The sequence below is a fragment of the Elusimicrobiota bacterium genome (assembly GCA_016788905.1).
Taxonomy (GTDB): domain Bacteria; phylum Elusimicrobiota; class Elusimicrobia; order FEN-1173; family FEN-1173; genus JADKHR01.
This window is the reverse complement of the sequence record JAEURZ010000006.1, coordinates 14,206-31,853: the sequence shown is the minus strand read 5'-3', so window position 1 is coordinate 31,853 and position 17,648 is coordinate 14,206. Positions and strand designations below refer to the sequence as shown.

The following is a 17,648-nucleotide window of genomic DNA, read 5'->3' as shown; positions in this document are numbered from 1 at the left end:
TCTTCTTTATCCTTATTTATCGTACAACTCTTTGTAGCGGCTGGGGTGTTTGGCTTTAAAATCTGTCAACAATTTTTCCCGATGGGCTTTCCAAGCGGCCTTGTTCTTTCCCATTTTCCGCTGCTGACTATCGTAAGCCAAAAACTTATACACCGCCCGCCCTTCTTCGTTTGAAATTTCGCACCCAGGCTTGGACATCATCCGTTTGACATAGCGTTGCCAAATGTCCGTTTCCACCTGCCAAACATTATGAGAAGAAAACATATCGGGATCCGAAGCCTTCAATTTATTCAGATTGGTTAGTTTCTCGGGACCTTTTCCATCCACTTCGAAGAACTGGCTGTTGAGCGGACGAGCCGCGGAATGACACTTGGTGCATTTCATAAGCAGGACGTTTTTATACGCCGCCTGTAAGTCCGCGGGGTAAGTGGCCAATTCCTTATCGGTAAGTTTTTCCGGGCCAAAATCGTTCGCGTAGGGGCTCGCCAGGGCCTTAGCTTTTTCCGCTTCAAAGGAAGATTCCTCCGCCCACACGAAACCAAACCCACCCACAAGAAAACCCACCGCAACCCATAAAAGAGAACGTTTCATGATGGAGACCGCCTTTGTTTGTCGTTGAGCGTATTCTACCACTCTTCCAGCTTTTCCGCGATACTAAAGAGATAGGTCACTAGATCTTCCATTTCCTGCCCATGGATTTTGTCTTTCCAAGGAGGCATGTACAGCGACGGGGTCGGGCCTTTGGGGTCGGCTTTATCAACCGGGGATACGCCCTTTTCGATTTTTTCGATTAACTCTTCCCGGGTGTAAGTCGCCACGGATTTCCGAAGATTCGGTTCGGTCACGTTCACGTAGTTGAAGTTTCGAGTTCCCCCGGACCCATCCGGCGCGTGACACCCGCCGCAACCGTATTTCGTGTAGACCGCGGCTCCCCGTTGCGCGGCCGTTTTAAGAACGGGTTCCGGCCGGGGACCGGCCACGGGAACCCTATATTCCATGGGAATTTTATCACGGGACAGGGACAACACGTAGGTGGTCACCGCGTCCGCGTCCTCGGGAGGCAAATTGAAGAATGGCATTCCGGAGGGCGCAATGGGTTCGTCGTTAAACCGACCGGTGGGATCACCCGGAACCAGTTCCCAGGGATCTTTCACAAAATGCAGTCGAATCCAGTTGGCTAAAGTTCGCTGACTTTCGGGAAGACCCGTGTGGCTAAAATCAATTCGAGAAAGGGGCTTGTCCGCTGTTTCTTCGGCCAAATCGACAGAAATCGGACCCCCTTGTCCATGAATCTGGTGACACCCGATGCAGCCAAGTTTCTTAAAAAGAACCTCTCCTCGCCGCCACACAGGGGTCTGAGGCAGTCGAGTCTCGTCGTACAGGTCACTATGACATTTCGTGCAAGACGACTGAATGGAACCCCCCGTCCGCAGAGGCTTTTCCCAATGCTTCACCCGACCATGCCCGGCGTCAACGGAAGTGGCCAACCCCTGCCCTTCATGACAAACAGAACAGGCGAACCGTTCCACCGGATGCGCCTTGTGAACCGCGTGGGGCTTTGCCGCGTAAGGGTGATCCGCGTAAACCGTTTCGGTCCCCGGCGAAAGGACAGGATCATACCCCAAATGGCAGGACGTGCAACGGTCGTACCGGTCCAAAGCGGGTGCCATGAGTTGACGAATCTTGACCGATTGTCCACGAAACAAATTCAACTCTTTAACAAAAACGTCCTTTTCCTCCGGCGTTTTGGCCCGAGAAATTTCCTCCGCCAGTCGCGTTTTCTCCATGCGAAAAAATTCCCGCTGATATTTTTTCCATTCTCGGTTTTGGTCTTTGATCACAGCCGCCACGAGCAGCCCGAGCAGAAGGATGTTCCCTCCGACGAAAAGATTCCGAAGGGTTAAATAGCGCGTGAAAATAATTTCTTTCAGACTCATATGTTGAGATTAAGGCCAGGCAAACTGAAAAGATATTTGATGTTAAAACCCAGACGGGCGGCCATTTTAAGAACAACACCCAACATCATGAGCAACATCATCATGGTTGTTCCGTATTGGATCGGACTGAGCTTGGCTGTTCGCAGATATTTCTGAGGAAGCACGAACGCCATCACTAAAACGATGAACAGGAAGAACGCCACATAAAAAATTTCCGTCAAGCCAAAATGAGGAATGTTCTTTGAAATAAAATCGAACCGAAACAGAAACGCGTGGGCGGCCTTGGCCAAAACACCCACCAAAACGGACCCCATGGCGGTCAGGCCGATGGATTTCTTTAATGGCCAGTCCGCTTTAACCAACTTAGGGAACAGCAATCCTCCACCGAAATAAGCTCCGAAAAGAGCCCCCGCTGCGCCGAACGCCGAGAGGATCCCCAGGATCCCCCCCACCCGAATTCCGGGAACTTTCTGACTGGAGAAAAAACTCCCCACCTTGTCCGTAAAATCGACCATGATCAGGTTCCAGGTGGGAAGCTGAACCGCCTGACTGTGCCCTTCCCAACTCTCCCAGGGCCAGAAAAACGCCCAATTGGGCCCCCGCATGAACGTCCCAATAATGATCAAAATAAACCACATGGAAATTCCGAACAGGAAAACAGAATTGGCAAAAGGTCGCGTTTTCAAAGAATAAGTGCCCACCCCGGATTTGGGATCTGGGTCTAAATAGGGAATGGCCATGAGCCCCGTGGTGATGACCCCAGGCAAAACGACACCCGCCAACCAGGGATCAAAGTAAACCAGCAGTTCCTGCAGACCCAGGAAATACCAGGGAGCTTTCGAGGGGTTCGGCGTCACTCCGGAATTGGCCAATTCTTCCAGGGGGGCGTTTACCAGAACGGACCACCCAATCAAAAAGGCCAACATCAAAATCGCGCCCAGGTATTCCCGCACAATCAAATTCGGCCAAACGTCCATTTTCTTCTCTGGCGCGTCGCCAGGGAGAGGGGCCGCTGAAAAACCGTCCTTCCGAATCCGCCAAAAGTGAACGATCATGAGAACTCCGGCAAAGACGGGAACAGCCACACAGTGAAGGACATAAAACCGAAGGAGGGTATTCGCGCCAACAGTCGTCCCCCCCAAAAGGGCAAACCGAGCGTCGTTCGATGCCGTGACCCCCACCAAATTGGAGAAAGGCCCTTCCGCCCCAACAAAGGGGGTGGAACTGGCCATATTCGTGCCCACCGTTACGGCCCACATGGCCAACTGATCCCAGGGGAGAAGATAGCCCGTGAAAGAAAGAAAGAGGGTTAAGACCAGAAGGACAACACCCACGCCCCAGTTAAACTCCCGAGGGGTCTTGTAGGCTCCGGTCAGAAACACACGAACCATATGGAGAATCACCAACAGCACCATGGCGTGGGCCGACCAACGGTGCAAGTTTCGTAAAAACATCCCGAGGGACACGACAAATTCCAGATCTTTCATGTCCCGATAAGCCAGGTCCACAGCGGGCCGGTAATAGAACATCAAGAGGACCCCGGTCACCACCAAAATCATGAACAACCCAAAAGACAATCCCCCCAAACCCCAGGTGTATGTAAACCGAACCGCGCGCTGGCGAACGCGGGCCGGATGGAGATGAAGCCAAACGTTCCCCATAATGTGCTGAGCCCGGTCACGGGACGTGTCTTTCCAAGTTCCACCACGGAACATGGACCGCCAAATTTGGCTATTAATCAGAAGGTCTTTGGCTTCTTTAAGAGTGGGTATTTTTATCATCAGACCATCACGTGGAAAGAACCACGCTCACGAAAACCGGGTCGATTTTCCATTTGAGATTTGTCGACCACCAGATCCCCTTCCGGTGTCACATCCACCGCGCAACGCCATAAGGGTTTGGGGGCCGGCCCTGCAATCACATCGCCGTCCAGATTGTAGTTGGATCCATGGCAGGGACAACGAAAACGAACTTCAGCCGGGAACCAATTGGGGGTACACCCCAAATGTGTGCAGCGGGCCCACAAGGCGTAAACCCCTTTTTCATCCCGGACGATCCAGACCCGCTGTTCTTTGTTCACCGTCACCCCGAGAGGGAAATCTTTGACCTTTCCCATTTTAAAGCGTTGGGAGGGTTCGTAAAGGACATTGGGCAACATAAAACGAGCCGCCCCGCCTGCGCTCACAGCCAGGAAGGCCCCAAAAGCGCCCCAGGCCCCGGCCAAAAGGCCACGGCGGGTCAGTTCGGACTTAAATAAGCCGTCCGGTCCGGTGGGTTCCGACGATGAAGGGGCATCAGCCATAGGGTATTCTCAGACGAAAATTTGTGAACGGGTGAAGAATCCGAAGTCTACTAGTTCAACCAAAAACTGTCAAGTTTAGTCGTAGCGTTCAAAATAGATTTGTTCTTTAGGGACACCCAATGAGAGTAAACGGTCGTTCACCGCGGTGATCATGTTGTTCAAACCGCAAATGTAATAGCTTTTTTCTGTCGGGTTTGGAATGAAAGGGGCAATTTTTTCCTGGACATAGCCCCTCTCCCCTTTCCAGTTCGTGTCCCGACTCAGGGTAAAAATCGGGTGAAACCGGGGGGTCTTTTTGGCCAAATCTTCCCATTCGTTCCGGTAAACGATATCGGGCTCGTAGCGATGACCATAGATCAGATAGAGTTCCCGAGGCACGTTTCGGTGGACCAAATCGTGGATCATGGCGCGAAAGGGCGCCACACCGGATCCCGTGGCGATAAAAACAAAATCCCGGGATTCATCTTTAATTAAAAAATGACCGAGGGGCGCCATCCCCTGGATCGTGTCTCCCACCTTCATGCTGTGGAGATAGGTGGACGAAATGCCCCCGTCAACCAACGTCACACAGAGATCAAAGTAGTCGGGATGCCATGGGGAAGAAGCGATGGAGTAGGCCCGGCGACGCACTCCGGCTTCATGAGGGATAAAGAGTTGGGCGTACTGGCCCGCGTGGAACTTGAGGGACTTTCCCGGCGGGAGGGCAAAACGCAGGTGCTTGTTCTGAGGGGCGATTTCACAACTTTCGGTTAAGGTCAGATCGTACGTTTCAAAGGCACGTTTCCGTTCCGGGGTATCGGGCATTAGTCACTCCTTCGAAAAACAATGACACTACTTTACCGGACCAGAAGCGAACGCGCAAGACCGTTTTTAACCGGCAAAGGAAGAGACAAATGAGTGAAGAGGGATCTTTAGGTTAGGAAATAAGATCGTAATCAAGGGCTAGAACACTTTCACAAATGGGTTTAACTTGTTTTTCCACCACCGCCACGTGAGCCGGATGGGAAATGTAGTGATCCAAAGCCACACGGTCTTGAAATCGCGCCACGAACCCATGGGTATACCCCTGGGCTCGAGCCGAAAAATTCACCCCCGCTGATACCTGAAGAATCCCAGGAATGACGTCACGTAGGGAGAGCAGGCTCCGCATGAGCCCCTCTTTTTTTTCTTCCGCCACATCCACCTTAAGCTTGAAGAGGACCACATGTTCAAGAGGAGCCATCTTAAGCCTTCCAACGCCGGGGTGGCACAGCGGACGATCGAACCACAGGCGTGGCCGACGTCGGCTTGGGGAATGGCTGAGCCTTAGGGGCCGCCAACAATTCGTTCAATAGCCGCCGCAGATATCGGACCTCCGCCTCCAATTCTCCGATCCGGGCAGCCTTCACTTGAAGAACCTGCTTCATCAGTCCCTGTTCAGCTAACCGCAGGGTCCGCACATCTTCTTCGACCAACACGTTCATTGCAGTCACCTCTCTTGTTGTCCTACACATACATACCTCCCTTTTGAATAATTGTCCAGGGGGGCTCTCAAATAAAAACCCGCTGACCGGTGGGGCAGCGGGTGTCGGGGGCGTGACTCTTTGGCTCGCTACTTTAGAGAGATTGCCTCCCAGACACCCCCGCCCCGCAAATAGAAGGGCGAGCCCAGCGTGCGAAGGAACTACGCACGTGGACGAAAAGGGGCATTTGTTTAATGAATCCTCTCTTCATAGTGGATTCATTATACCATCCCATTGATCCCTTGCATAGAACAGGTTTTTCGACTAAACTTACCGAACATCCCCTAGGAGGAAAAAATGACCCAACTCGTACGCTCGTCCGTTGCTCTCTGCCTGGCCGGCTTTTTGGCCGCCTGCGCGACCACGCCCAAAGTCACCCGCGTGGACGCGGGAGAAACCATTGACCTTTCTGGAAACTGGAACGACACCGATTCGCGCCAAGTGGCGGAGGAGATGGTCAAGGATTCACTCGCGCGGCCCTGGTTGGGTGATTTTCAGTCGGCCAAGAACACCCAACCACGCGTGATCGTGGGCCTGGTGGGAAACAAGAGCAGCGAACATATTTCCACCGAAACGTTCGTGAAAGATTTGGAACGGGAACTGACCAATTCCGGTCAAGTCCGCTTTGTGGCGTCCAAAGAACAACGAAATGAGGTCCGTGAAGAACGCACCGACCAAGCCAAGAACGCCTCCGTTAAAACAGCCAAAAGCATGGGACAAGAGTATGGGGCGGACTTCATGCTGAAAGGACAGATCAACGCCATTGAAGACCAGGCCGGTAAGCAACAACTCAAATATTATCAGGTCGAATTGGAAATGATCGATTTGACCACGAACGAAAAAGTTTGGATCGGCCAAAAGAAAATCAAAAAATCGGTCGTTTACCCGAAACGCAAATTCTAAATAGGTTTTTCAGTCCGATTCGCTGAACAGGATTTTCACCTGAAAAACTCGCCCTCCTGTCCTTCGCCAGGGGCAGGAAGGTTCCCTAAAGGATTTGAATGAAACACACCCCTCCTTCCCCTCCACGAATTTATTCTTTCATCCTTTCGAGCGCCCTCCTGATCGCGGGGTGCGCCACCACGCTCTCCCTAAAGGAGTTGAACAACTTTACCCTCCGAAACGAATTTTCCCAGGCCGCCGAACAGGTGGAAAAGAAAAAATCAAGCTACGGGGAGAAAAACGCGCTCCTCTACGCTCTCGACCGGGGGATGTTGTTGCACTTGGCCGGAGACTACAACGCGAGCAACCAGGCCTTGGCCCAGGCCAAACGCACAGCTCTCGACCTTTTCACCAAAAGCGTCACCGCCCATCTCAGCACTTTTCTCATTAACGATGTCATGACGCCCTACTACGGGGAAGATTTTGAACGAGCCCTCATCTATCTTTTTTCCGCTATCAATTACGCCGCCCTGGGTCAGGGGGAAGAGGCCTTGGTGGAGTGCCGGCAACTGGACCTCTTTTTTCGTGCTCTCCCCTTTGACGGACAGAGGAACAACTACCAGGATGACGCCTTCGGGCGTTACCTGGCGGGGCTCCTGTATGAAGACCAAGGCGAGATCAATGATGCCTACATTTCCTATGTAAAGGCGTTGAAAGCATACGACGATTACGCCACATTTTATAAGACCCCACGGCCCGACGCGCTCGTGGAAGACGCTCTTCGCACCGCACGTCAATTGGGTTTTTCCGATAAGGTTGAGGAGATACAACGGCGCTGGGGCCCGGCCCCTTCCCCGGATTCTGCCCTCCCGGAAGAAACCGGGGAAGTCCTCTTTCTTCATTACGCAGGGCTCGGCCCCGAAAAAGTGGAATCGTTTTTTGAAATCAGCCTATTTAACGGTTGGCCCTACGTGGAACAAGTCAATACCAAATCACAAGAGGATACCCAAGTCGAACAGGCGCGGGCCGTTTTCCGTTCCATCGTAGCGGACAAAATGATCCGAGTGGCCTTCCCTAAATACCGGCAAAGTAAGGCCCGCATCCAATCGTCAGAAGTTTTTTCCGCGTCGACCACCTGCCGTTCCACACTAGTGGAAGACGTCGGCGCCCTGGCGGTCCGAAACCTGGAAGACCGAGTGGTTCGAACTCGCGCACGGGCCATCGCTCGGGCAGTTGTAAAGTACCTCCTGGCCCAAAAGATCAGTAACGCCGTTGAGAACAAGAACGGTGAAGGAGTGGGATTTCTCGTTCGAGCCATCCTCCAGGCCGCGTCCAGCGCAACAGAAATTGCGGACAAGCGGTCCTGGCGCACGCTCCCCGACCGAATCCTCATGGCCCGCTTAAGATTGCCCCCCGGGGAACACACGTTGACCGTCCGTTACTTGGACGCTCAGGGAAATAGCGTCGAAACGCGCGAAATCAAAAATGTCTCGGTGTCCGCCAATCGAAAATCTTTTGTAATTGTTCGAACTGCTGTATAATCATTCTGGAGGAACACCCATGCCCTTAACCCAACGGTTCATCCTGGCTTCAATCGTTTTTTCACTCGCCTTGCCCCTTTCCGCAGGTCGGAAAAAACCCGCCTGGCTTAACGGGCCGGATTCGAAGTATCCGGAAACCAAATACGTGACCGGGGTGGGAATCGGAAACGATCTGGACGCGGCCCGGTCCAACGCACGGGCCGAAATTGCCCGGACCTTCCAAGCCCACGTTCAACAAACATTGACGGACCGACAAACAGAGTCCTCCACATCCGTAGGGAAAAGACGCAGTGCCGCCCAGGGAACCCAAAAAAGCCAAATCGAGACGCAGCTCACCACGGACACTCTGTTGGAAGGCGTGGCCATTGCGGAAACCTATTTTCATAAGAAGTCGAAGAAACATTACGCCTTAGCGGTTCTTGATAAGATCGCCCTTCGACGAACTCTCAGCGCTCAAATCATGGAGAAGGAGCACATCCTTTCCGCCGCCCAATCCCGGGCCGAGGCGGCGACAACCCCGCTGGAACGAGCCCGCGCCCTCTCCGCCGCCATCGAAACCGCCGAAGAACGGGACGCCCTGTCCACACGCCGCCGCGTGATCGATCCCGCAGGGATGGCGCCGCTCAACACCGGGTCGATTGCCACACTGGAAGCCGCCCTTGAAAAAACCATCAATGCCCTCCCGGTGTCCGTCCAAGCCGAGGGGCCCGACGGCTCTAAACTTCGCGAAGCCGTGGTGGCCCAAATCACGGAACTGGGCGTTTTCGTTTCCAGTGGAAACGCCAATGGGTTGCAAGTGAAAACGGCTTTCGAAGTTACACCCTTTGACCGGGGGATTCCCGAGTGGACTTTTTTTCAGTGGTCCGGTGGTGTAGAACTGGTTGACCTGAAATCAGGAAAAGTGCTGAAGAGCGCCACCCGAGACGGAGTGGAGGGGCACCTCACGTCTAAAGCCGCCCGCTCCAAAACAACCGCCGCGGGAGAAGCCGCCCTCGCCCTGGAAGCGGCTGAACTTCTCAGTTCTTATTTGTTCAATGAATAGATTTTTGCTGGTCATTTAAGGAGGAACACCTATGAATCTCAAGACGCTGTTTCGCTACACCATGCTCACGTCCGTTGGGTTGGCCTTATTCGCTTGCGGGGGCGTTAAACGTCCCGACTGGATCATGAAAGGAGCGGGCGCCTTCAAAGACAAATCGAAAACATTTTACGGCGTTGGAGTTGCGGAAGGAATTCAATCCGAGGCGCTCCGTCGAACCACGGCCGACAACCGGGCCATCGCGGACATCTCCAAGCAGCTTTCGGTCATGTCCACCAGCCTCATGCGGGACTACATGGCCAACACCGCCATCCCTGCTGAAGCCTTGGGGAACGAAGAGCAATACATTGAGAACACCATAAAAACGTTCACCGATAACGTCCTTTCTGGAGTAACGGTGTCCGACCGATACCAAGACAAAAGCGGAACACTTTATTCGCTCGCCACCCTGAACATCGATAAGTTGACGGATTTGGCGGGGAAGGTGAAGGGCCTTTCGCAGGGCGTCCGGGACCACATCAAAGCCAACGCCGAGTCCGCTTTCGATAAATTGGCGGAAGAACAGGCCAAACGCTCAAACCCATAAAGAAGCGCGAGTCGTTTTAGAAAGAGCCCGGGCCCCCTCAACAGGGATCCCGGGCTCTTTATTTTAAAGAGTGCTCACCGTTCGTTCAGGTCAACTTCTTAAGAATAGGTTGCCTCAATTTTCTCCAACGTGTCCTCAGGGTAGGTCTCCCGTTGAGGCTTACCCGCTGAATCAAACCAGACCACTTTGGCTTGGTGATGATTCGAGTCCGAATACCCCTCCACCGTCATGGGCATCCCTCCCGACTTTAACCGAACCACATCCCCCACATGAAATCTAGGCATCAATGGCATTGTTCGAAACTCCTATCAACCGGGACGTTGCCTTCGGCACAAACACCGGATGGAATTAAAGCCAATGGGTGAAAGGGTCTGTTAACAAAAAAATGTGCCGAGGGTCAGAATCGAACTGACGACACCAGGTTTTTCAGACCTGTGCTCTACCGACTGAGCTACCTCGGCGAAAATGTTGAATGACTTCAGTTTTAACAGTTTTACTTAAATTTAAAAAATTCTTTGTTGATCCTGAAAAACCCCAGTTGAAGGATGCTCCTACCAGAGACTGGATCCGAATTTTCTTATGTCAATTCTACGAGACGTTCTCCCCGGTTCAATGGTTCAAGAACTTTCGGAAGAAGCGGGGAAAACCAAGACATTAGGAAGCGATTGCTCGTATTTCCAATCCGCACCCACACAACGGACGGGCCTTCAGATCCCGTGCAAACTTTAATGGCAAAATCCTCATCTTTGGTAATGATCGTGGAGCCAGTCTGCTTCGCATAGATCCAGATATCTTCGTCTTTCGCTCCTAATCCGCCGGTCTCAAACACGTGCTCCGCAGATGACCACAAGACACCAAAAGTCGGGCCAGACCAGGAGGAAGTTGAGCGTCGATCAAAAACTTCATTACGCCACGCGAAGAATTGGATGGTCAGCTTGAACGGAAGCAAACTCTAAGGCGGCCAAAATGTCATCGTTCTCAAGATACGGGTAATCCTTCAAGATCTCCTCGTGGGATACCCCGGCAGCCAATAGGTCTAGAATATCCTTAACGCGCACACGTTGGCTACGTAGGCAAGGCCGGCCGCCGCACTGGTTGGAATCAACAGTGATCCGATTCAAATGACTCATGAAACCTCCTTCCTCATCAATCCCAGCCACTAAATGCTTAAATTGAAGGCCTATCTTGAACTAATGGCTCCGTAAGCGACTTCAGTTGATCCCTCGTAGTTGAAGGCCTTATTAATCACGTCGAATGCTGATTCTAGGTCATTTTTCGAGAGATGTCCATAAATTTGCTCGGTCACCGAGACGCTCGAATGGCCAACCATCTTCGATGCTTTGTAGATTGAAACTCCGTTGGAAAGAAGGCGATTGACAAAAGCATGGCGAAGGCAATGGAACGTGATGTCTCTCAGTCCAAGTTTCCTGACGATCTCTCGGAAACAGTCTGAAACGGTGAATCTCGTATAGTTTCCCAACAGAAGACCGTTGTTTACCCTTGTCTTCACAATTTCCTGTATGAATCCATTGACGGCGTTGGAAAGATGAACATGGCGGGATTTCCCGTTCTTCGTATTTCTCAAGAAGATAAGTTTCTTCTCATAATCGTAATCGCTGACGTTGATCGACGTAATTTCTCCTATTCTCAGTCCAGTATTCAGAGCAACGTGGAAATATGGGTAGAAGGCTGGATTCTTTAAGGCTTCAGCGTTGATCTTTCTGAGGTCTTCATCGGAAATAAACTTCGGAGCCGCATCGGGAACTTTCTCAAAGGCAATGAGTTTGCTCGGATTCCGACCCTTGTAGAGATCGTGTTTGGTGAGAGCATTAAAGATCGTCCCAAGGAATGAGTGGTGATGCTTGACGACCCGATGACAGAGGTTCTTTCGATAGAGGGAGTTCCTAAAATTCACGATATCTTCACCTGACACAGTGGCCAAGGTCTTATCGCCCATGGATTCCTTAATTCTCTTAACCACCAACAAATCATTCTCAGCATTCTTTCTTAAACTTCCAGCGACCTTCCAATACCAATCGCAGGCCGCATTTAACGTCATGTCAACCTGTTTAATCTCTGGGTTGATCTCCTCTCTGATGACTCGGTCTTTGGCTCTGATCTCGGCGTCACTCGCCTGTTCCTTAGTTCGATATCCGCCCTTCCAATATTGCTTGTAATTCCGGTTGAAGTAATAGTAGAACGTTCTCCGGACAGCAGTAGGACACGATACCGTCCCAGTGCCGTTCCACCAGAGCGGTGAATTTCTCCAGGGGGTCCAACCGCCGCCAACGCAACTGGCGGCGCCAGCGGTCGAAAAAGTCCCGCGCCTCCCTGGGGGTCTCGCAGTCCCACAATGGAGCGAAGCTCTCCTTCATCAGATAGGCTGTGTTGAGCCGCCGGTTGGCCTTCAGAAGCAATGCCAAGGCCCGTTCCTTCTTTTCGTCGAGAATCGCTCGCCGGGACAAAAGCGTGTAGCGTTGCCGTTTGATCAGCCGCCGGTCTTCGGCGTGGGCGTTCTGGAATTCCAAGCGGCGGACATCATCCAAGGCATCCCCCAGGTAGGTCATGACGTGAAACTTGTCGTAGACGATTTGAGCGTTGGGCGCTTGGGCCTTGGTGGATTTACGGAAGGGTTTCCACCTGTCCATCACGGCCAGTCGAATGGAGGCGGAGCGCTGGGCTCCCATCTCGACGAAAAACATGTCCAGGTCCGCTTGGGTTCGCCCGGGCTCGCGGCTGATCCAGATCGGGCGTTTTTGGTCCAAGTCGGCCACCACGATGGCGTAGGTCTGTCCCTTTGCCACGGAGATTTCATCGATGCCGATGGCCCGGATCGATTCTGGCGGTGGATGCCGTGCCTCCAGGCGGAACATGTAGGCCATTTCCATGCGACGGACCTGGTCCCAGGTGAGGCGGTTCAATTCCGCCACGCGTGTGAGCGGGAGATCCCGGCATTGGCGGCCAATGGCGTCCTCAAAGCGTTGGGTGGCATGCTTGGAAGAGGCCAGCCACTCCAGCGTCTCTTGCTTCACTCCGCAGTCCCGGCAGGCCACACGGCGGTAGTCGAAAGACAGGTAAACCGTCGCTCCTGCGCAGTCCAAGTCGCGGACGAATTGGCGGCGGGAGCTACGGACTGGCCGTCGGCCGCCGCAACCGGAGCCGACGCTTTTTTTTGTGCCGCACCAGTTCAATGACTCGCGCGGTCGGATCGGTCGGATGCACCGCCAGAGCCGAGCGCGGGCAGAAGCCGGGGAAGCGGTATTCGTCCAGAAGTCGAGTGGGGTTTGTCATGGTTCCTCACTCTACTCGCCCTCCGGTTATTGTGTCAAGTTTTTAAAAAGCTTTTATCGTCAATAAAGAGGGGCAATTCCATGTACACGAAACACGGAAGCCCCATTTTTTAATCTACTTTGATCATGGGTCTTCACCGCTCACTAAAAGAGAACCACTACTACGAATGAGTGTAGCCAGTGGATGCGACAGGATTTTGCGCAGAACGATGGTGTCCGGGGGGGTGGAATTTTTCGGCCTCGACTACGATCTGTTTTATCGAGTAAAGAGATTTCAGTTCAATCGACCTCATGACTGCACCTGGAATTCCAGGGTAATTCCCAGAGAATCTTGATTTAAACCCATCAAATCTTCAGCACGAGTTTTTTCAGACCTGTGCTCTACCGACTGAGCTACCTCGGCTTAAATGTTGCGTAACTTCAGTTTGAACAGTTTTGATGAAAATTTTTGAAATTCTTTGTTGATCCCGAATATTCCCAGTTAAAGGACGCTCCTACCTGAAGCCTAACCGAGGGTCAAAACTGCCGATAAACATCCCGACGATGACGGATGACGATCACGTCAATCTGCCGATGATCATCGTCAATCTCATAGACGATGCGATAATCCCCGATGCGAATTCGCCACAGGCGATTTTGTCCGGTGAGTTTAACACAACCGCTCGGCCTCGGTTGATGACCCAGGCCTTCAATTTTGTCGATAATACGCCGTTGAAAACTTCGGTCTAAATCTTTCAGTTCTTTCCTTGCCGATCGAGCAAAGCTAATCTCTTAATCAGGCATGCACGCGGTGGGTTTTATGGCCCAAGGCTTTTTTTACGGAGGCAAGGGATTCCCTTGGTTCATGGGCTCTCTGATGAGCCTTGAATGCATCATAGATGTCTTCCCATAGGGATTCATGGGTCTTCAAATCGATGATGACAGCCGTCTGACGGCCTTTCTCATCCACGACGAACCGAATCCCTCCCATAACCGACTCCTTTTAAAACACGAAAGCCTTATTTATCACGTCGAAAGCTGATTTTAGGTCATTTTTCGAGAGATGTCCATAATTTGCTCGGTCAGGGCTTCAAGCTTCGGTGCACAACGGGAATCCCGGACACACCATCCAACTTCGGGGACAGATCCCCCAATTTACTGGACTCTTCATTGATTCGAGGCCTAGGGAAGGACACAAGAGAGATCACTGGCCTTCAAGTCTCTCCATGGTTTGCGCGCCATCCCGTTTGGCCAGTTGGCGAAGCAGCGAACGGGTCAGAGCAGCCGAGTTCGCTGCGGCTTTCTGATAGAACCGCCCGATGTCCAGCCCCGCATTTTCATCGGCGGAGTCACTCATGCTACGGAGAACAAGGAAAGGAACCTTTTGCTGGAAACAGACCTGTGCCACAGCTGCCCCCTCCATTTCTACGGCGTCGGCATCGAACTCTTTTTTGAGAAAAGCCTTCGTCCTTCGCGAAGCGACGAACACATCTCCGGTAACAATAATTCCCGTTAAAACCTTGGGCGTCCGCCGACCCACTTTTGCGTCAACTTCTTCCAAAACAAGCTCCGATGCCGCCCGACGCGCAAGTCCGACCAGGGCGGGATCCGATGGAAAAAATAACGGGTTACGCCGTCGGTCGATTGGATTTTCAACGGATTCGGCACGAAAGCCCCTCGGGCCGACATGCCCGAGATCGTGCTGCGCAAGTTTCTCTCCGATCACAATGTCCCCCGGCCGGAGAGCCTTGTCGACCGCGCCGGCGATTCCGGTAAAAATGACCTCGTTGGGGTGGAAATGGGCCAGAAGCAACGCGGCAACAACGGCCGCGTTAACCTTCCCAACGCCGGTCCCGGCAATGACCACGCGGCGCCCTTCCAATTTTCCAGAAACAAATTCGATGCCCGAAATGGTGCGGACATCTTTGTCTGCCGTGGCGACTTTCAACACCCGGGTTTCCTCGGCGAAGGCCCCGAGGATCCCAGTCACAGTGGGTTCGGGGGGAGAATTGCCGGGAGATGACGAAAGAACGGCTGGGAGGACGGTCCCTGAAAGGAACACCAAAAGCAGGCCGCGAACCACTTTCGTCATGGGGTCAGTTTCATGTGATTGCCTTATTGAAAGTTCACGCGATGCAGTGCTCCCCCTAAAAACTGAACCATTGCTACACATCAGCTGAGCCAGTGGATGAAGCAGGATTTTTCCCAGGTTGATGGTGTCCAGGCGGTGGAATTTTTTTGGCCTCGACCACGATCTGTTTTGTCGAGTAAAGAGATTTCAGTTCAATCGACCTCATGCCTGCTACTGGAATTCCAGGGTTATTTCAAGAGAATCTTGATTTAAACCCATCAAATCTAAATCACGAGGTTTTTCAGACCTGTGCTCTACCGACTGAGCTACCTCGGCTTAAATTAATGAAGTAAGGACTATCAATTCTACACAATTTTTAAGGGGGGCTCTCCGTTTCTACAAATTTCCCAGTGACGGAGGGATGAAGCTCCATTGACCTTTTTATTAAACCCTACTTCCGCCCCGACCAGTAGAATGGCTTGCGATGAAGATGCGCCACGGCAATGACAATGACAGAATCTTTGTCAAGCTCATAGATCAACCCAAAAGGAAATCTCCGGATCAGGCAGCGCCGTTTTCCTTTACCTAATAGAGCATGCATCTCTGGCCAAGAAACAATTCGCCGAACTCACGCATCAATTTCGTCTTAGAATTCATGGCCAAGCCCGTCCAGCTGGCCTTGATACCATTCAAAAGCGTCTTCAAGTTCATGAAGAGCGGGTGCGAGAAAAAGAACCTTCATTTAGCCTTAAATCTTTTCATCACCTCTTGATAGGGAATGGCTTTGAGTTTTCCTCTCTTGTAAGCGTTCCACCGCCGTTGGGCCTCTCCCATCCAAATTTTATCGATCGCTGGGTCCGGTTTATCCAATTCGGAAAGGATGGTGTTCACCAGATGGAGCTTCTCCACGTCGGGCAAGGCTTCAACTTGTTTTTGAAGTTTTAAAGCCGCTCCACGCATAGTCCTTCCTCCGTTATTACAATAAAAGAACCTATCAATTCCACCCGTCGAACCACCGCCCATTTTGCACCATGACCGGAAAACCATTCCCATTCTACCGATCAACTCAAAACTTTATATTCAAAAACGGTTCATAATAAATCATTCTCGTCTATTCGCCCGATGCCCAACCCATTGAGGGAGATGGGCAAGGGTTTCGGTCGCATCGAATTAAAAACCATGGTCTCTGGAATAAACATTATCCCACGCCTCAGAACCTCCCGCTACCTTAATTCGAATGAACGCAAAATTTGTTCAAAAGGGACCAGGTATTCAAACGTGCGGGTGGGGGTGGCGGCACAAAGAAGGGCCCACCCCATCCCGTCGCGAACAAGAAACAAACCTCGGTAAACATATGCCCCTCCTAACACCCCGGGCCCAAAGAATTGGCCAAGGAACCCGTAACCTGACGGATAAAGAACCTGTCTTCCTTGGAGAAATTTCCATTGATGCTCTTTTGCAAAATTCTTGGCAAATTCTTCTGCTGTCACGGGTGCCTCTAACGATTCCCTTCGAAGCTGGCCCCAAGCCTCTCCTCCCGTTTTTCGGAACCCGATTAACGCTCGGCCCCCTTGAGGCTCCCATCCCCATTCCCCTGGAATGGTTAAAGCAACCCCGAACAGAGGCAACGCGTAACGTTTCCCTTGGGTTTGACCCACCTCTTCTGGTCGGAGTTTGGGAAGTCTTGCCTTCATGTCCTTATAGATTTCTTCATTCAATTCTGTTTTACGATGGAAAAAGAAGGAGCGCGCCATGAATCCCTTGGCCAGATCAATACGTTGATCGGTCGGTGGATGCGAGCGAAGGTAGGATTCCCAATGATCGGGCCCTTCTTTTTTTTCGAGAGCGGCGAGACGTTCAAAAAAAGTGAGCGCGGCCTTTGGATCATATCCCGCCGAAAGCATATAACGGACGCCCACACGATCGGCTTCCAACTCATGTTCCCGACTGTACCCCAACAAATAGAGGCTCGTGAACAGATCCGCGGTCTGCGCCACCAAAATCATGGCCTCGGGTCCCATATGAATTCCGCTGGCAATGGCCCCCAACGTTGTTAACGCTCCATACCCCATTTGACGTTGGATCATGCCGATCGAATGCCAGCCGGCCACGTGACCTATTTCATGGCCCAAGACGGAAGCCAGCTCAGCCTCGTTCGACATTTCCTGTAGAAGTCCCCGCGTGACAAAAATAAATCCGCCCGGTGCCGCAAAAGCGTTCACGAGGTCCGTGTCCAACACAACAAATTCATAGTCGACCTTGGGTCGGTCGCTCACCGCGGCGAGCCGTTTTCCTAAATTCGTCACGTATTGAGCCAGAACGGGATCTTTCATTTCCCCGTATTCTTTAAGAATGGCTTTTTTCGTTTCCAAACCGATTTCCCGTTCCGCTTGTTCAGAAATAAGTTTGGCTTGTCGCTTGGAGGTAATCGGGTTTCGGAAACAACTGGAGAGGAGCAAGGACCCGCCCAGCAGGAGGGCAAGCCCCTTAAGCGGATGGGGGGAGAGACTGATCACGAA

At 52.2% G+C, this 17,648-nt stretch carries 20 protein-coding genes, 1 tRNA gene and 1 pseudogene; 4 read left to right on the top strand and 18 right to left on the bottom strand.

Annotated elements, in window-relative coordinates:
- Positions 1–12: 12 nt before the first annotated feature.
- The 7 genes from JNK54_03835 to JNK54_03805 form a co-directional block, all read right to left on the bottom strand.
- Entirely contained in the window at positions 13–591 is a 579-nt protein-coding gene (locus JNK54_03835) for a hypothetical protein (protein MBL8023396.1), read from the bottom strand.
- 35 nt (positions 592–626) lie between these two features.
- The gene (locus JNK54_03830) at positions 627–1,937 is read right to left on the bottom strand and encodes a c-type cytochrome (protein MBL8023395.1); all 1,311 of its coding nucleotides are present in this window, start codon (positions 1,935–1,937) and stop codon (positions 627–629) included.
- Complete coding sequence (locus JNK54_03825) at positions 1,934–3,718, bottom strand: cytochrome bc complex cytochrome b subunit (GenBank protein ID MBL8023394.1); 1,785 nt, start codon at positions 3,716–3,718, stop codon at positions 1,934–1,936. Before JNK54_03825 ends, JNK54_03830 begins: the two co-directional genes overlap by 4 nt.
- A complete protein-coding gene (locus JNK54_03820) occupies positions 3,718–4,239 on the bottom strand; it encodes a Rieske 2Fe-2S domain-containing protein (GenBank protein MBL8023393.1) in 522 nt (173 codons plus the stop codon). Before JNK54_03820 ends, JNK54_03825 begins: the two co-directional genes overlap by 1 nt.
- A 75-nt stretch (positions 4,240–4,314) precedes the next feature.
- Positions 4,315–5,043: a hypothetical protein gene (locus JNK54_03815; protein ID MBL8023392.1), complete on the bottom strand. Its 729-nt coding sequence runs from the start codon at positions 5,041–5,043 to the stop codon at positions 4,315–4,317.
- A 112-nt stretch (positions 5,044–5,155) separates the two neighbouring features.
- Positions 5,156–5,461, bottom strand: coding sequence for a Dabb family protein (locus JNK54_03810; GenBank protein MBL8023391.1), 306 nt, complete (start codon positions 5,459–5,461; stop codon positions 5,156–5,158).
- A 1-nt stretch (position 5,462) separates the two neighbouring features.
- On the bottom strand, positions 5,463–5,702 hold the full coding sequence (locus tag JNK54_03805) for a hypothetical protein (GenBank protein MBL8023390.1): 240 nt from the start codon (positions 5,700–5,702) through the stop codon (positions 5,463–5,465).
- Positions 5,703–6,038: 336 nt separating this feature from the next.
- On the opposite strand from JNK54_03805, the gene JNK54_03800 reads away from it, so the two are divergent.
- The 4 genes from JNK54_03800 to JNK54_03785 all read left to right on the top strand — a co-directional run bounded on the left by JNK54_03800 (position 6,039) and on the right by JNK54_03785 (position 9,789).
- Entirely contained in the window at positions 6,039–6,644 is a 606-nt protein-coding gene (locus tag JNK54_03800; protein MBL8023389.1) for a penicillin-binding protein activator LpoB, read from the top strand.
- Positions 6,645–6,742: 98 nt separating this feature from the next.
- Complete coding sequence (locus JNK54_03795; protein MBL8023388.1) at positions 6,743–8,164, top strand: hypothetical protein; 1,422 nt, start codon at positions 6,743–6,745, stop codon at positions 8,162–8,164.
- Positions 8,165–8,183: 19 nt separating this feature from the next.
- Positions 8,184–9,206 carry an LPP20 family lipoprotein gene (locus JNK54_03790; protein ID MBL8023387.1) on the top strand — a complete coding sequence of 341 codons (1,023 nt, stop codon included), beginning with the start codon at positions 8,184–8,186 and terminating at the stop codon, positions 9,204–9,206.
- A gap of 31 nt (positions 9,207–9,237) precedes the next feature.
- A complete protein-coding gene (locus JNK54_03785; GenBank protein MBL8023386.1) occupies positions 9,238–9,789 on the top strand; it encodes an LPP20 family lipoprotein in 552 nt (183 codons plus the stop codon).
- Positions 9,790–9,887: 98 nt separating this feature from the next.
- On the opposite strand, the gene JNK54_03780 is transcribed toward JNK54_03785, so the two are convergent.
- The 11 genes and pseudogenes from JNK54_03780 to JNK54_03730 all read right to left on the bottom strand — a co-directional run bounded on the left by JNK54_03780 (position 9,888) and on the right by JNK54_03730 (position 17,645).
- Positions 9,888–10,082 (bottom strand): DUF2158 domain-containing protein, encoded by a 195-nt coding sequence (locus JNK54_03780; GenBank protein ID MBL8023385.1) that lies wholly within the window; start codon positions 10,080–10,082, stop codon positions 9,888–9,890.
- A 95-nt stretch (positions 10,083–10,177) separates the two neighbouring features.
- Positions 10,178–10,250: transfer RNA gene (locus JNK54_03775), tRNA-Phe, on the bottom strand.
- A gap of 116 nt (positions 10,251–10,366) precedes the next feature.
- Positions 10,367–10,695, bottom strand: a pseudogene (locus JNK54_03770) (DUF5615 family PIN-like protein).
- The gene (locus JNK54_03765) at positions 10,695–10,919 is read right to left on the bottom strand and encodes a DUF433 domain-containing protein (protein MBL8023384.1); all 225 of its coding nucleotides are present in this window, start codon (positions 10,917–10,919) and stop codon (positions 10,695–10,697) included. Before JNK54_03765 ends, JNK54_03770 begins: the two are co-directional and overlap by 1 nt.
- A 50-nt stretch (positions 10,920–10,969) precedes the next feature.
- Positions 10,970–11,848, bottom strand: coding sequence for a site-specific integrase (locus JNK54_03760; protein MBL8023383.1), 879 nt, complete (start codon positions 11,846–11,848; stop codon positions 10,970–10,972).
- 82 nt (positions 11,849–11,930) lie between these two features.
- Positions 11,931–12,980 (bottom strand): ISL3 family transposase, encoded by a 1,050-nt coding sequence (locus JNK54_03755; protein MBL8023382.1) that lies wholly within the window; start codon positions 12,978–12,980, stop codon positions 11,931–11,933.
- Positions 12,981–13,595: 615 nt separating this feature from the next.
- Complete coding sequence (locus tag JNK54_03750; GenBank protein MBL8023381.1) at positions 13,596–13,847, bottom strand: type II toxin-antitoxin system RelE/ParE family toxin; 252 nt, start codon at positions 13,845–13,847, stop codon at positions 13,596–13,598.
- Between the two features lie 7 nt (positions 13,848–13,854).
- Positions 13,855–14,049: a hypothetical protein gene (locus JNK54_03745; GenBank protein MBL8023380.1), complete on the bottom strand. Its 195-nt coding sequence runs from the start codon at positions 14,047–14,049 to the stop codon at positions 13,855–13,857.
- 213 nt (positions 14,050–14,262) lie between these two features.
- Positions 14,263–15,150 carry a 5'-methylthioadenosine/adenosylhomocysteine nucleosidase gene (locus JNK54_03740; protein MBL8023379.1) on the bottom strand — a complete coding sequence of 296 codons (888 nt, stop codon included), beginning with the start codon at positions 15,148–15,150 and terminating at the stop codon, positions 14,263–14,265.
- 717 nt (positions 15,151–15,867) lie between these two features.
- Positions 15,868–16,089 (bottom strand): addiction module protein, encoded by a 222-nt coding sequence (locus JNK54_03735; GenBank protein ID MBL8023378.1) that lies wholly within the window; start codon positions 16,087–16,089, stop codon positions 15,868–15,870.
- Positions 16,090–16,352: 263 nt separating this feature from the next.
- Positions 16,353–17,645 (bottom strand): M48 family metalloprotease, encoded by a 1,293-nt coding sequence (locus tag JNK54_03730; protein ID MBL8023377.1) that lies wholly within the window; start codon positions 17,643–17,645, stop codon positions 16,353–16,355.
- Positions 17,646–17,648 lie beyond the last annotated feature (3 nt).